The sequence below is a fragment of the Trueperella abortisuis genome (assembly GCF_030811095.1).
GTDB lineage: Bacteria > Actinomycetota > Actinomycetes > Actinomycetales > Actinomycetaceae > Trueperella > Trueperella abortisuis.
This window is the reverse complement of sequence record NZ_JAUSQL010000001.1, coordinates 1,784,289-1,798,219: the sequence shown is the minus strand read 5'-3', so window position 1 is coordinate 1,798,219 and position 13,931 is coordinate 1,784,289. Positions and strand designations below refer to the sequence as shown.

Here is a 13,931-nt window from a genome sequence, read left to right as displayed (position 1 = left end):
TGGTGAGAAAGGGCACCACGCCCCACCTTGAATCTGGCGCGCGTGCTGAATAGAGTGGTTGATGCCGACGCGGGGTGGAGCAGTTCGGTAGCTCGCCGGGCTCATAACCCGGAGGTCGTAGGTTCAAATCCTGCCCCCGCCACGAGAAAAGCCCGGTATCCAGGCGAAAAGTCGCTGAGATACCGGGCTTCGTTTTGCCCTATAGCCCCCTATTCCGGCTTATAGGTCAGGTTGTGTTGGTTTTTGGGCTGTCTTTCGTTGCTATAAAGCCGAAAGGTGGGGGTTGGACTGGTTGTGACTTGAGTTCTTGGTTGGCCAGGTCGTGTTGGTTTTATCCCGGTTTTTGATTGATATTCCGTGGCAAGGTCGGGGTTTGAATCGGCTTGAATGTGGGGATGGGAAATCCTCGATGCAAAATCTGTGGTGGCACGACGCAAAAATGGGGCTCAACTCGAGCAGGTAGGCCAAGGTTGCGCTGTCCAACATGTGGGGCAAGCCAGTCTCGGCGTAACGATACCCGCGCCCGGCATTTCAGTGCGTTTTTAGACTTCGTCACCGGCAAACACACCCTGGCCGATTACGGGCCCAAGGCACGCACCATACGACGGCGTAACGAACCATTTTGGCATCTATGGCCAGTTTCCCCACTGGTCGACGAAGTCAGCCACGTGGTCTTTGTTGACGGGATCTACCTGTCCCACAAGCTGGTCGTCCTGATCGCGTGTACCAAGACTCACGTGCTTGGCTGGTACGTGGCCAAGGGCGAGACCACCCGCGCCTGGCAAGCGCTGATGTCGAGGATCGCGCCCCCAGATGTTGTCGTGTGTGATGGTGGGCAAGGCATCGCCAGCGCGGTGAAGACTACCTGGCCTGGAACCCGGATCCAACGCTGCGTCTTTCACGCCTATAGCGCGGTCAAGCGTAAGACCACCACCCGGCCACGCACTCAGGCAGGTGTTGATCTCTACGGTCTTGCTCAAGCCCTGCTCGAGGTCGCCACCTATGAGCAGGCAGTGGCATGGATGAGCAAACTCGCCGCCTGGAACACCACCTACAAACAGTTCCTCGCCCAGCGCACCCGGCTACCAGACGGACGCCTCGTTCCCACCCATGCCCGGCTGATCCAGGCCAAGAACTCCCTCAACACGCTGGTCAAACAAGGCACGCTGTTCACCTTCCTTGATCCCGCCCTTGACCTTGAAGGTGACCCCATTCCCAGGACGTCGAACCTGATCGAGGGCGGGATTAATACCCAACTACGCTGCGTGCTACGAGCCCACCGGGGCATGAGTCTTGATCACCAGGTCAAGACCGTGTTGTGGTGGTGCTACCTGCACACCGAGTTCCCTGCGACCCCAGCACACATCCTCAAGACCACGATCACCGACCAGCAGATCATTGACCAATTCGACAAGGCCAGCCACCGCGCCCAAGCACAAGCCGAGATCGACAGATGGGGAACCGCAGTTAACTGGACCGACTTCCACCACAACGGAACCTGGCACGAAACCTACTAAACCGAAACCAACACATTTTGGCCTATAAGCCCCTATTCCTCCGTGCCCACTTCTGTATCATCTCTTTTTGTTTTATGAGATTCGAGGCTCTTGCTGGCAATTATCGAAAGAGTTCCGATAATTCGGGTTAATAGACAAAAAATGTGTCTTATCCGGGCGTGTCGTTAGTGTCCTGCCCAGCCTTGGTGGATGGTCAGGCCGTCGTCCCAGGGGGCTTGGGTGTTGATGGCGTTGTCGATGTAGGCTGGCCCGTCGGGCTCAGGTTCGGGTTTGGGCTTGGTGGTGGCGGGGGTGTTGTTGATGAACGTGGCCAGGGGTTGGGGGTCGATGGAGCGGGTGTAGAGGAAGTAGTCCAGGGCGGTCTTCATGTGCTCTTCGGATAGGCCGCGGTGGGCTCGTAGGTAGGTCTTCAGCACGGCGTTCGTCCCGCCTTCTAAGGAGTTCGTGGTTGAGGCCAGGGGGCTTGTCGCGCCTGTGGTGGGGTCGAGGTAGGTAAAGAGCACCCCGGCCTTGACGTAGCCGTCTAAGGCTCTGACCAGGCGCCTGGTGGCGTGGTGGGTATACCACCAGGACTTGTTGTTCTGGGCAAAGCGCGGGATCTGTGAGGGGGCGACAGTGGCCTTGTAGGTGCGTTCGGCCAGCTAGGTGTCGTAGAGGGTGTGGAAGGCTGCGAGGCCTTTTTGCCAGGCGATGGCTTGGTCGGCGGTGGTGATCTTGGTCAGGTCCAAGGCCAGTTTGTATAGGGCCTTGTGCTGGTCGGTCTTGGGGCGGGTGGTGGTCAGGGTGCGGATGTTGCGCTGGATGTGGACTAGGCACCGTTGCAGGCGGCTGGTAGGCCAGCAGGCCTTGATCGCGGCCAGGGCCCCGCGGTCCCCGTCGGTGGTGACCACGGCCGGAGCAGGGATACGCGACAGTAAGGCCGTGTAGGCGGCTTTGGATTCTTTGGCGCATAGCTGGTAGGCGATAACACCGTCAGTGGTAGCCGCCACCAAGACGCACCAGCCGTGAGCGATGTAGGTCCCGTCGATGAAGATCTGGTCATGAACCTCTCCGGTGATGTCCCAGATCGGGCGGGTATCCCAACACCAAGCGTGATCGCGATCCCACGTCCGAGTAGAGCCGGTTAGGCGACGTTTGGGTTCAGTGTCGGTAATGAATTCAACGAATTCGCGGAACTGTTTTTCGCGTTGCTGGCGCCGATGAGTGCTGGTGAAGCTGTGGCCACAAGCCGGGCATCTCCAGCGCTGCCGGCCAGCACTCGTTGAGCCGTTCTTCTTCGTGGCGGTCTGACAAATCGGGCAGCGGCGGGCGTGCGGGTTTGGTCTTCTCACCCCATGCACGTAACCGTGCAGATGTCAACGAAGCAACCACTTTCAGCGTCTCAACCTTAAGAACCCTGACTTTCCCTTATTACACCAACGAAAAACTCGATCATAAAACACATTTTTTGTCTATTGACCCGATAATTCCAGAGAAGACACCGTACGACAGATACTTGGTAAACGATGCCGTCTTTTCGAGCGCCACGATACCAAGATCTGAAAAGGTTACGATGCTTTCAGAATGTCTACCATTGACAAAGACATTGAGGACGTATGAGCTATTCATAGATGCGATAGTCAACAGAATACTAATCAAGACCAGAACAACGCCTACAAAGAAAAGGAACCTCTTTAGCTTCACCATGGCTGTATTCCGATCTGTATCTAGTGAATGCTATGGCACTGTTCGCCCGCAAACTGTCCGTTTGCATACACTCTAACGTACGGAGACCTCTTGTGGCTGATCTGAACATGGAGTAGACCGCCCTGTTGCTTTGGGAAATCAGGGTGGCCGGAACGGCAATAGTGCGGTCGCGTAGTGCCGTTTTGCCGAGTTATGTTCCTAGCATCTAGGCATTCCTCGGGCCGCATGACGGTCAACTCCAGGTCGGGACAGCTCCGTGAAATAGTGACGAAGCGGTGTTCGAAAGCTAGAAGAGGGTTGCCACGTAGACCCCGAGTAACGCCAAGTGCCCCAGCCCGTGTGCAGCGGAGAACCGCTGCCGCACGAGCGCGGTGGCCTGTAGCCCGAGCGTCGCTGCGAGTAGTGCCAGCTCCCAGTTGCTCACCCCGAGCACGATCTGCTGGCCCGTGGCCGCGCTGATGAGCAGGATGGACGGCACCGAGCCGCCCAGCACAGAGACGAGCGCGCCGTGGGTCAAGTTCGACACCCGCTGACTCTGGCCGTTCCGGCCGGCCGCCAGGGTGGTGACAGTCTCGGGCAGGAGTACAACGGCGGCAAGGATGAGGCCGACGAGCGCTGTGTTGCCCACTGCCTCATTGAGGAGGGGGCCGAGCGAGTGGGAAAGGACGACGATTGCCACGAGTGTGGCCACCAGCCAGACGAAGTTTTGTGCTGCGGGCTCGGAGCTAGGCGGGGCAGGGGCTGCTTCCGCGAAGTCGGCAGCGCCCGGCCCGAGCTGACGCCACATGAACGCCGCGTAGGCGGTGAATAGCACCAGCCCGGCGAGAACCGCCCAGAGCCCGCGGTACTCGCCCACCGCACGCGAGAGCACAAACACGACGGCGCCGAGTATCCCCAGCGCGCCCAGGTACCAAGAGAGCGCCCGCCGCCGCACCGGCATAGGGCCATGGCGGGAGACGTGGGCGAGGATGGCGCCCGCTAGGATGAGGTTAATGACGAGCATTGTGGCGGAGAACGCGGCGTCGCGCGCGATGGAGGCGTGATCGCCAGGACCGAGCAGGACGCTGGCCACCATCGCCACCTCGATCACCATGATCGACAGCGTGAGCACGATCGTGCCGAACGGTTCGCCAAGCCGGCGGGAGAGCGCGTCGGCTCGGCGCTTGACGCCAAAGGAGGCGTAGATGATGATGGCGAGGATCCCCGCCATGGCCACTGGCCCGGAGAGCGGAAGGAAAAAGGTCAGCGCGACAGCTAACCATGCAACAACGCCAGACATGTGCCCTTTCGTGAGGGCCGTCCCTCGTCCGTACAACACGCGCAGAACATTCAAGGCGTGCTCAGTGCGAGCCGTTGCGCTGGCGGGAAGGTACCCGCCGGACGTCGTGCCGCGCTGCGCCGGGCCGTCCCGGCAACGTGCTCAAGTGTACCCGATTCGGGACAAAGGTGTGAAGACTCACATGTTCTAGCTGGGACAATGACAGGAAGGAGGCAACGATGCAACTGAAAGCTCCGCCCTCGTGGGCGCTAAAGGTCATCATGGCTGTCACGGGCGCTATCTGGGCGATCTTCGTCCTCATCCACCTGTACGGAAACCTCAAGGTCTACATGGGCCCGTCCAGTTTCGACGGCTACGCCCACTGGTTGCGCGAGGCGTTCTACCCGCTCTTTCCCAAGCTGACCGTGCTGTGGATCATGCGTGTGGTGCTGGGGTTGTGTCTCATCCTGCACGTGTGGGCGGCGTCGGTGATCTACATCCGCGGGCGCAAATTCCGCGGCAAGTACCGGGCGCGCAAGCTTCACGGGATCCAGGCGCTCTCGGCGCGGCTCATGCCGGTCACGGGCGTGGCGATTCTGGGCTTCCTCATCATTCACCTCCTCGACCTCACGGTGGGTCTGAAGCCGGTCGCCTCCGACTCCTTCCGCGGGCAGACGGCGCAGGCCTCGGCCGCCTACTCCAACCTGGTTGCTTCCTTCGAGCGCCCGGCGATGGCCATCTTCTACGTGCTCATCATGGTGTTGCTCGCGATTCACGTGGCGCATGGCGCCTTCAACGTCGCGGTCGATTTCGGCTCGATGGGGGCCCGCCTTCGCTCGATCTTCATCTGGATCGGCGCGCTCGCCGCGATCGCGATCCTCCTGGGCAATGCCTCAATTCCGCTCGCCGTACAGATGGGGTGGCTATCATGAGTTTCTTACACTTCCTCCGCAACACGGTCGGTTCCGCCAACGACGCCGATGCCCGAACCGCGTCCGGTACGGCGGGATTCACGCCGCCCCCGGTCAAGGTTCCCGGCGCCCGGCTAGGCACGATCCTGGATGGCAACATCCCGGACGGCGATCCTGCTACCGCGTGGCAGCGACGTCGTGACTCCTACAAACTCGTCAGCCCGCTGAACACGAAAAAGTTCACGGTCGTCGTCGTGGGAACGGGACTGGCGGGTTCCGGGTGCGCGGCCGCGTTGGGGGAGCTGGGCTACAACGTCCACTCGGTCACCTACCACGACGCCCCGCGTCGCGCCCACTCGGTGGCTGCGCAGGGTGGCATTAACGCGGCTCGCGCGCGCAAAGTGGATGGCGATTCGCTCAAGCGCTTCGTCACGGACACGGTCAAGGGCGGGGATTTTCGCTCCCGCGAGGCGGAGGCCTTCCGGCTAGGCGAAGAGTCGATCCGGGTGATCGATCACATGAACGCCATCGGCGCGCCCTTCGCCCGCGAGTATGGCGGCACGCTGGCCACCCGCTCCTTCGGCGGCGTGCAGGTCTCGCGCACGTACTACACGCGCGGCCAGACGGGCCAGCAGCTGCAGCTCGCCTCGTCCCAGGCGCTGCAGCGCCAGATCCGGCGCGGTACCGTCACGATGCACATCCGCTCAGAGATGCTCGACCTTATTGTCGACGACGGCGTGGCCCGCGGCGTCGTCATCCGTGACCTCGTGACCGGCGAGGTCAAGGCGATCCCGGCACACGCCGTGGTGCTGGCTACCGGCGGATACGGATCGGTGTACTTCCAATCCACGCTGGCGCTGAACTCGAACGCGTCGGCGGCCTGGCGGGCCCACAAGCACGGAGCCTACCTCGCCCACGCCTCCTTCGTGCAGTTCCACCCCACGGCGTTGCCGGTGAGTTCGCCGTTCCAGTCGAAGACGATCCTCATGTCGGAGTCGCTTCGCAACGACGGGCGGATCTGGGTGCCCAAGCGCGCCGGCGACGACCGCCCGCCCGAGCAAATTCCCGAGGCCGAGCGAGACTACTACCTCGAACGCAAGTACCCCGCCTTCGGCAACCTCACCCCGCGTGACATCGCCTCGCGCGCGGCCACCGAGCAGATCAACTCGGGGCACGGGGTCGGGCCGCTGAGGAACTCGGTCTACCTCGATTTCTCCGACGCTCTCAGGGCGGTGGGCAAGGACGTGATCGCCGAGCGCTACGGCAACCTCTTCCACATGTACGAGCATGCCACGGGCGAGAATCCATACGAGACCCCGATGCGGATCGCACCCGGCGCCCACTTTACGATGGGTGGGCTGTGGACCGACTTCGATCAGATGAGCTCGATCCCCGGGCTGTTCGTGGGCGGCGAGGCCGGCTGGTCGTACCATGGCGCGAACCGGCTGGGGGCGAACTCGCTGCTGTCGGCGTGCGTGGATGGGTGGTTCACCCTGCCGTTCTCAGTGCCGAACTATCTGTCGAAGCACCTGGGGGAGGCGTTGCCCGGGCCGGACTCGGCGCCGGTGCGGGAGGCTTTGGAGCGGGTGCAGGCGCGCACGGATTCTTTCCTCGCGATCGGCGGTAGCCGCGGACCCGTCCAGTTCCATCGCGAACTGGGTGCCATCATGTACGAGGGGTGCGGCGTGGGGCGCACGAAAGCCTCCCTGACGAAGGCAATTGGCGAGGTGCGCCGGCTGCGCGGGGAGTTTTGGGAGGACTTGTCGGTCCCGGGTGGCGACGCGCAGGTCAACCAGACGCTGGAGAAGGCCGGCCGCGTGGCTGACTTCCTCGAGCTCGCCGAGCTCATGTGTGTGGACGCGCTCGATCGCGAGGAATCGGCGGGCGCGCATTTCCGCTTCGAATATCAGGATAATGGTGAGGCCAAGCGCGACGATGCGCACTGGGCGTTCGCCTCGGCGTGGGAGAGCACGCCGGACGGCTTCGTGCGGCACATGGAGCCGCTGACGTTCACGGCCGTCCCGCTGGCAACGAGGAGCTACTCATGAAATTGACACTGGAGATCTGGCGCCAGGCCGGGCCGCAGGCGGCCGGCCACTTCGAGTACCACACGATGGAGGGCCTGGACGGCTCGATGAGCATACTCGAACTGCTCGACCGACTCAATGAAACGCTGGTCAACTCCGGCAAGGAGCCCTTCACCTTTGAATCCGACTGCCGCGAGGGGATTTGCGGGGCGTGCGGCATCCAGGTGAGCGGAACGCCGCACGGGCCCGAACGTAACACGCCGGCCTGTCACCAACGCTTGCGCTCCTTTAGGGACGGGCAGCTGGTGCGGATCGAGCCGTTGCGCTCGGCGAGCTACCCCGTGTTGCGCGACCTCATGGTCAATCGCCACAAGCTCGACGAAGTTCTCGAGGCCGGCGCCCACGTCGCTATCAACGCTGGTACAGCTCCCGACGCCGACTCGGTGCCTGTCGACCACGTGACCGTGGAGGACGCCCTCGACTATGCCGCCTGCATCGGGTGCGGGGCGTGCGTGGCGGCCTGCCCCAACGGCTCGGCCCACCTTTTCCTTGGCGCCAAGCTGACCCACCTGGCCATGCTTCCGTTGCCCTCGAAGGAACGGGCGCGCCGCGCCAGGTCGATGATCGCGGTTGCGGACAAGAACTTTGGGCCGTGCTCGAACTACGGGGAGTGCGCGGCGGTGTGCCCGGCGAATGTGCCGCTGTCCGCCGTCGCCGCTGTCAACAAGGAGCGCCTCCGGGCCTCCTTCCTGCGCCGGCTCGACAAATAGGGTGAGGAGGGGCGAGCGGCCACCGGTAGTTGAAGATTCAATTAGGTGGTGCTATGCTTGGCGCAAGATCCACTGAGAACCTCAGCGACAAGGAGCACCCCATGCAATTCGGAATCTTTTCCGTTTCGGATATCACTACCGATCCCACCACCGGCCGCACGCCCACCGAGGCCGAGCGCATCAAGGCTGCGGTGACGATCGCTAAGCACGCCGAGGACGTCGGGCTCGACGTCTACGCCATCGGCGAGCACCACAATCCGCCGTTCTTCTCCTCCTCGCCCACCACCCTGCTCGGTTACATCGGAGCGGAGACGAAGAAGATCCTCCTGTCGACGTCGACCACGCTCATCACCACCAACGATCCGGTCAAGATCGCTGAGGATTACGCGATGCTCCAACACCTGACGGATGGGCGCATGGACCTCATGATGGGGCGCGGCAACACCGGCCCGGTCTACCCGTGGTTCGGCCAGGACATCCGCCAAGGCATCCCGCTCGCCATCGAAAACTACGCGCTGCTTCGCCGCCTGTGGCGCGAAGAGGAGATCGACTGGGAAGGCAAGTTCCGCACGCCCCTGCGCGGATTCACCTCCACCCCGCGCCCGCTCGACGGCGTGGCGCCCTTCGTCTGGCACGGCTCGATCCGCTCCCCTGAGATCGCCGAGCAGGCCGCCTATTACGGCGACGGCTTCTTCCACAACAACATCTTCTGGCCCATGAGCCACACCCGCCAGATGATCGCCCTGTACCGCCAGCGCTTCGCGCACTATGGCCACGGTACCCCAGAGCAGGCGATCGTTGGCCTGGGTGGGCAGTTCTACATGGCCAAGGACTCCCAGACCGCCAAGCGAGAGTTCCGTCCCTACTTCGATCATGCGCCTGTATACGGGCACGGTCCCTCGCTTGAGGACTTCTCCACCCAAACCCCGCTCACGGTTGGCTCCCCGCAGGAGGTCATTGACCGAACCCTCGGTTTCCGCGAGCAGGTGGGGGACTACCAGCGCCAGCTCTTCCTCATCGATCACGCGGGCTTGCCCTTGAAGACGGTGCTCGAGCAGCTCGACTACCTCGGACAGATCGTGCCCGTCATGCGCAAGGAGTTCGATGCCATGCGTAAGCCGGGTGTGCCCGACGCCCCGACCCACGCCTCCCTTCTCGCCGCCCGCCGGGAGTCCGGCGTCGAGCCGGAGAAGGCTGGAAAAGCACGGGTCGACGACGTCACCGGCGCCTCCTTCTACCAGCAGCAGGAGAGCCAAACGGCGTCGGTTGACCTTGCCGACAAGCTCCTGCGGGACGCGGAGGGAGGACGATGAAGATCGCGGTTGTCTCGGCTTCCCTGTCGGAGAGCTCGACCACCCAGCAGCTTGGGCGGGCGATGGCGGATGCCTACGTGGGAGCATTCGGCGGCGAGGTCCAGATGATCTCTCTGCGCGAGCTCGCCCACGACATCACCGACAACATGCTCACCGGCTTTCCCTCGCCTCGGCTCGAGGATGCCTTCGAGCAGGTCAAGGCCTCTGATGCCCTCATCGCGGTTACACCGGCCTACAACGCATCCTACTCGGGCCTGTTCAAGTCCTTTTTTGACGTGCTCCCCGAGGACTATCTGCGCGGTAAGCCGGTGGCGATCGGTGCGACGGGCGGTACGCCGCGCCACTCGCTCGTCACCGAGCACGCCATCCGGCCGATGATGACCTACCTTCACGCCCACGTGGCGCCGACGGCGGTCTACGCTGCCACCGAGGATTTCGGCGCGCATGCCGCCGACTCTGACGGCTCCGGGGGCGCGGGTCTGAATCGACGGATCATGCGCGAGATGGAGGAGCTGGCGATGATCTACCGGGCCCAGACCGGGCAACCCACGCCTGGCCGGACGGCCGGCACCGCGGGCACGGGCGCCAGGCGCGGCTCGGGTGCAGAAGGTGACGCCGCGCGCTCGGACGTCGACGAGGCCAAAGCGCTCTTCGCCGACTTCACCCCCATGTCCGACCTCCTGAGCGACTAGAGGCGCCGGGCGAGGCTAGCGCGGTAGGTCGCCGAGCATGGCGGCCAGATCGCCGGGGTCGAAACCGGAGCGGCGGCGTCGGTAGGCGGTGATCCGGAAACGCATGCCGTTCTGGGCCACATGCCAGCCGCGCATGGGCTCCGTGCCCACCGGCTCCCAGTTGAAGGGGACGGCCGGGGCGAAGGCGTCGGCGCCCGGCACGTCGATGTCGATGTCCGTGACCACGACGCCGCCCGCCTTCTTCATCGCCGCCTCGTACAGTTGCGCGCCGCCCACGATCCACACCAGGCCCGACTCCCCGGCGGCTTCCTCGCCCACCCGGATCGCCTCGTCGAGCGATGCGGCGACAAGCGCGCCGTCGGCGGAAAAACCGGTGTCGCGGGTGAGGACGATATTCGTGCGGCCGGGAAGTGGCCGATAACGCTCCTCGAGCGAATCCCACGTCTTACGGCCCATAATGACGGGGTGGCCGGTGGTCATGCGCTTGAAAAAACGTATGTCTTCAGGCAGGTGCCACGCCATCGCCCCGGCGCGGCCGATCGCCCTGTCGTGGCCCTGGGCCCAAATCATCCCGAGCATCACACGGCCACCGGGGCATGGATCGCCGGATGATGCTGATAGCCCTTGGAGGCAAGGATGTCATCCATGTCGTAGTCGAAGATGGAGTCGGCCTTGCGTAGCTCGAGCGTGGGGAAGGGGTAGGGCTCGCGCGAGATCTGCTCGCGTACCTGATCGACGTGGTTGAGGTAAATGTGGCAGTCCCCGCCCGTCCACACGAAATCGCCCACCTCGAACCCCACCTGTTGGGCCACCATGTGGGTTAGCAGCGAATAGGAGGCGATGTTGAAGGGCACCCCGAGGAAAAGGTCGGCCGAGCGCTGGTAGAGCTGGCAGGAGAGCTTGCCGCCGGCCACGTAGAACTGGAAGAGCGCGTGGCACGGCTGGAGGGCCATGTCGTCTAGGTCGGCCACGTTCCACGCCGAGACGATTATCCGCCGCGAATCCGGGTTCGTCTTCAGCGTCTCGATCACGTTCGCGATCTGGTCGATATGCTCGCCGGACGGTGCCGGCCATGAGCGCCACTGGTAGCCGTAGACGGGCCCGAGTTCGCCGTCGTCGTCGGCCCACTCGTCCCAGATCGTGATCCCGCGTTCCTGGAGCCAGCGCACGTTCGTCTCCCCGCGCAGGAACCACAAAAGCTCGCCCTTGACGGCTTTCATCGCCACGAACTTCGTGGTGATGCGGGGGAAGCCTTCGGCCAGGTTGTAGCGAAGCTGGCGACCGAACACGGACAGCGTACCGGTGCCGGTGCGGTCGCCCTTGCGCTCCCCGTTCTCCAGGACGTCGGCCAGCAGGTCCTCGTATTGACGGTTGATCATTGACTCTCCTCCGTGCGCCGCCGCAGGACCTCCGCGTTGACCAGTTTCGTGTCCTCGGCGATCACCTTACCCAGATGGTCTACCACCTTCTTCTCGATCAGACCACCGATAAAGGGCACGGAGACTTTGACCTCGCCGCTGATCTTCGCCGCGGTTGTCGCCCCGGTGTCGGCGAGAAGGAACGTGAGGGTGCCCGCAACGGGGGCGCCCGAAACGTCGATGATGTAGGGGATCTTCGCCCCATGAACCCGCCCGGCCTCGGCCTGAACCACCGGCGTCGCCGTTGCGAAAACCTTCGCGCCGTGGGGGAAGAAGGAGCGCGCCGCCGCCGGGATCTGCTCCGGGGCTAGCTGGATGCGGAAGGAGTGCGTGGCGCCATCCTCAGCAAACTCAACCATCTGTTCCGTGCCCGCCGCTTTCTCCCGCGCGAGGAGTAATTCGCGCGACGTCAGCGCCTCCAGCACCAGGCCGAGGGGGCCGGCGTAGCTTGTTTCTGAAACGAACTTCATAGCTACTATTCAACACGATTAATCACTACAGTGGGGAGTGTGTCAACACTCTCCCGCATCCTCAGCCGTGATTCGCATCTGAACGCCCGTCAGCGTGAATGGCTCCACCACCTCATCGGCGAGTGGCAGATCATCGCTGACGTCACCTTCTCCGACCTCGCCCTCTACATTCGCACCGAATCCGGCGCCATGACGGCCGCGCAGGCTCGACCCGCCACCGCCGCCACCGTCCACCAGTTCGACTTCGTGGGCGAGCTCATGAGCGCCGAGGAGGGCGCGCTCATCAGGCAGGCGGCTCGAAGCGGCCAGCTCCTTTACGCTCACGACGACGACGTCGACGTCCGCCTCGTGCCCGTGCGCTTCGAGGGCGATGTCATCGCGGTGCTCGGGGTGATCACCGCCAAGTTCGTCGACCGGGTGCCCATGGTGCTCCTTGCCAACTACGAGACGATCGCGGAGGCGCTGGTCAACATGGTCATGACCGGGGAGTTCCCCTTCGACGGGTCGCCCTCGGGCTACCGGCACGGCACCCCGCGCGTGACGGACGGGCTTATTCACGTCGACACCGAGGGCGTGGTCATCTACGCCTCGCCCAACGCCAACTCCAACCTGCGCCGGCTTGGAGTGGAAAAGCCCCTCCAGGGGGCGTTGCTCGCCCAGGAAGTGATCGAGCTCGACGGCGTGACACCGGTGGACGAGGCCCTCCCGCTCGTCCTCATGGGGCGGGCCGCGTGGATGACGGAGATCGAGCGCAACGACGTCGTGATCTCCTTCCGCGCCGTGCCGCTGCTCGAACACGGCGAGCGCCACGGTGCGCTCGTGCTGTGCCGCGACATCACAGAGCTGCGCCGCCAGGAGCGGGTGCTGATGAGTAAGGACTCCACGATCCGCGAAATCAACCATCGTGTGAAGAACAACCTGCAGACGGTATCGGCGCTACTGCGGATGCAGTCGCGCCGTGCGGGGGAGGGGATGACGCGGGCTGCGCTCGAGACGGCGCAGCGGCGGGTGGCGACGATTGCGGTGGTCCACGAAAAGCTGTCCCAGACCATCGACGAGGTGGTCGACTTCGACCAGGTTTTCGTGCCGGTCATGCGGATGGTGCGCGACGTTAGCGTCACCGAGGAGCCGGTGGTCACCACCTTCGAGGGCACGTTTGGGCGGGTGCGGGCCGAGGAGGCCACCGCGCTGGGCGTGGTCATGAACGAGATCATCTCCAACGCCATCGAACACGGGCTGCCCAAGGGCGGCCGGCTCGATATCCGCGCCAACCGCGATGGCAACCACCTTCACATCGAGGTGGCCGACGACGGAGAGGGGATGGGCGATCACCACCCCTCCGGCCTAGGTACGCAGATCGTGCGGACCATGGTTGTCTCCGAGCTGAGGGGGAAGATCGAGTGGTGCCCCCGCGAGGGCGGTGGGACCGTGGTGGTGCTCGACCTCAACATCCGCGGGCAGGTTCAGCTGCCGTCGTAGGGGCGGAATGGGCTGGCCTCGGCGCCACTGGTGCCCGACTGCAGGCGCCCGGCGCGCGCCCGACAAAAGAGCGCGGGCCGCGATGACGCGGCCCGCGAAAGTCTCGAAGAACGGCTAGCGGCGCACCCGTGCCGTGCGGCGCTTGAGCGTGCGGCGCTCGTCTTCCGACATGCCGCCCCACACGCCGGCGTCCTGATTGTTGTCGAGAGCCCACTTCAGGCAGATCTCCTGAACGTCACAGCGCAGGCACACGGCCTTCGCACGCTCGACCTGAGCCATGGCGGGACCCGAGGAACCGATCGGGAAGAAGAGCTCCGGGTCCTCATTGAGGCATTCTGCGCGGTGGCGCCAATCCATGACTTTGACTCCTTTGATAACGCTTCGTTTAAC

14 protein-coding genes and 1 tRNA gene are annotated in these 13,931 nt (G+C 63.8%); 8 read left to right on the top strand and 7 right to left on the bottom strand.

The genetic code is table 11. From position 1 onward, the window contains the following. Positions 1 to 68 precede the first annotated feature (68 nt). Positions 69 to 142, top strand: a tRNA-Met gene (locus J2S45_RS08105). Positions 143 to 395: 253 nt separating this feature from the next. Beyond that, positions 396 to 1,517, top strand: a complete 1,122-nt coding sequence (locus J2S45_RS08100; RefSeq protein WP_307635063.1) for an IS1249 family transposase — start codon at positions 396 to 398, stop codon at positions 1,515 to 1,517. A gap of 164 nt (positions 1,518 to 1,681) precedes the next feature. Here J2S45_RS08100 and J2S45_RS08095 read toward each other — a convergent pair whose 3' ends face one another. The 3 genes from J2S45_RS08095 to J2S45_RS08085 all read right to left on the bottom strand — a co-directional run bounded on the left by J2S45_RS08095 (position 1,682) and on the right by J2S45_RS08085 (position 4,482). Continuing rightward, positions 1,682 to 2,020, bottom strand: a complete 339-nt coding sequence (locus J2S45_RS08095) for a hypothetical protein (protein ID WP_307634303.1) — start codon at positions 2,018 to 2,020, stop codon at positions 1,682 to 1,684. Between the two features lie 138 nt (positions 2,021 to 2,158). After that, positions 2,159 to 2,848, bottom strand: coding sequence for an IS1/IS1595 family N-terminal zinc-binding domain-containing protein (locus tag J2S45_RS08090; RefSeq protein ID WP_307634304.1), 690 nt, complete (start codon positions 2,846 to 2,848; stop codon positions 2,159 to 2,161). A 641-nt stretch (positions 2,849 to 3,489) separates the two neighbouring features. Further along, positions 3,490 to 4,482, bottom strand: a complete 993-nt coding sequence (locus J2S45_RS08085; RefSeq protein ID WP_307635062.1) for a hypothetical protein — start codon at positions 4,480 to 4,482, stop codon at positions 3,490 to 3,492. Between the two features lie 218 nt (positions 4,483 to 4,700). On the opposite strand from J2S45_RS08085, the gene J2S45_RS08080 reads away from it, so the two are divergent. The 5 genes from J2S45_RS08080 (at position 4,701) to J2S45_RS08060 (ending at position 10,174) form a co-directional block, all read left to right on the top strand. Then, positions 4,701 to 5,393, top strand: coding sequence for a succinate dehydrogenase cytochrome b subunit (locus J2S45_RS08080; RefSeq protein WP_307635061.1), 693 nt, complete (start codon positions 4,701 to 4,703; stop codon positions 5,391 to 5,393). Next, entirely contained in the window at positions 5,390 to 7,420 is a 2,031-nt protein-coding gene (locus J2S45_RS08075; RefSeq protein ID WP_270975798.1) for a fumarate reductase/succinate dehydrogenase flavoprotein subunit, read from the top strand. Before J2S45_RS08080 ends, J2S45_RS08075 begins: the two co-directional genes overlap by 4 nt. Beyond that, positions 7,417 to 8,169 (top strand): succinate dehydrogenase/fumarate reductase iron-sulfur subunit, encoded by a 753-nt coding sequence (locus tag J2S45_RS08070; RefSeq protein ID WP_296930879.1) that lies wholly within the window; start codon positions 7,417 to 7,419, stop codon positions 8,167 to 8,169. The genes J2S45_RS08075 and J2S45_RS08070 overlap by 4 nt, the downstream gene beginning before the upstream one ends. A gap of 101 nt (positions 8,170 to 8,270) precedes the next feature. Then, positions 8,271 to 9,482 (top strand): LLM class flavin-dependent oxidoreductase, encoded by a 1,212-nt coding sequence (locus tag J2S45_RS08065; RefSeq protein ID WP_296930883.1) that lies wholly within the window; start codon positions 8,271 to 8,273, stop codon positions 9,480 to 9,482. Then, positions 9,479 to 10,174 (top strand): CE1759 family FMN reductase, encoded by a 696-nt coding sequence (locus tag J2S45_RS08060; RefSeq protein WP_307635060.1) that lies wholly within the window; start codon positions 9,479 to 9,481, stop codon positions 10,172 to 10,174. Before J2S45_RS08065 ends, J2S45_RS08060 begins: the two co-directional genes overlap by 4 nt. Before the next feature lie 15 nt (positions 10,175 to 10,189). Here J2S45_RS08060 and J2S45_RS08055 read toward each other — a convergent pair whose 3' ends face one another. From J2S45_RS08055 to J2S45_RS08045, 3 genes are read right to left on the bottom strand one after another with little or no spacing between them, the layout of a single operon-like run. Further along, positions 10,190 to 10,744: a dihydrofolate reductase gene (locus tag J2S45_RS08055; protein WP_307635059.1), complete on the bottom strand. Its 555-nt coding sequence runs from the start codon at positions 10,742 to 10,744 to the stop codon at positions 10,190 to 10,192. An 8-nt stretch (positions 10,745 to 10,752) separates the two neighbouring features. Beyond that, positions 10,753 to 11,553, bottom strand: a complete 801-nt coding sequence (locus J2S45_RS08050) for a thymidylate synthase (RefSeq protein WP_307635058.1) — start codon at positions 11,551 to 11,553, stop codon at positions 10,753 to 10,755. Then, the gene (locus tag J2S45_RS08045; protein WP_270975792.1) at positions 11,550 to 12,062 is read right to left on the bottom strand and encodes a DUF2505 domain-containing protein; all 513 of its coding nucleotides are present in this window, start codon (positions 12,060 to 12,062) and stop codon (positions 11,550 to 11,552) included. Before J2S45_RS08045 ends, J2S45_RS08050 begins: the two co-directional genes overlap by 4 nt. Positions 12,063 to 12,101: 39 nt before the next feature. Between J2S45_RS08045 and J2S45_RS08040 the strand changes: the two genes are divergently transcribed. Further along, positions 12,102 to 13,541: a sensor histidine kinase gene (locus tag J2S45_RS08040; RefSeq protein ID WP_296930895.1), complete on the top strand. Its 1,440-nt coding sequence runs from the start codon at positions 12,102 to 12,104 to the stop codon at positions 13,539 to 13,541. Between the two features lie 114 nt (positions 13,542 to 13,655). Here J2S45_RS08040 and J2S45_RS08035 read toward each other — a convergent pair whose 3' ends face one another. Further along, positions 13,656 to 13,898 (bottom strand): WhiB family transcriptional regulator, encoded by a 243-nt coding sequence (locus J2S45_RS08035; RefSeq protein ID WP_296930898.1) that lies wholly within the window; start codon positions 13,896 to 13,898, stop codon positions 13,656 to 13,658. Positions 13,899 to 13,931: the final 33 nt, after the last annotated feature.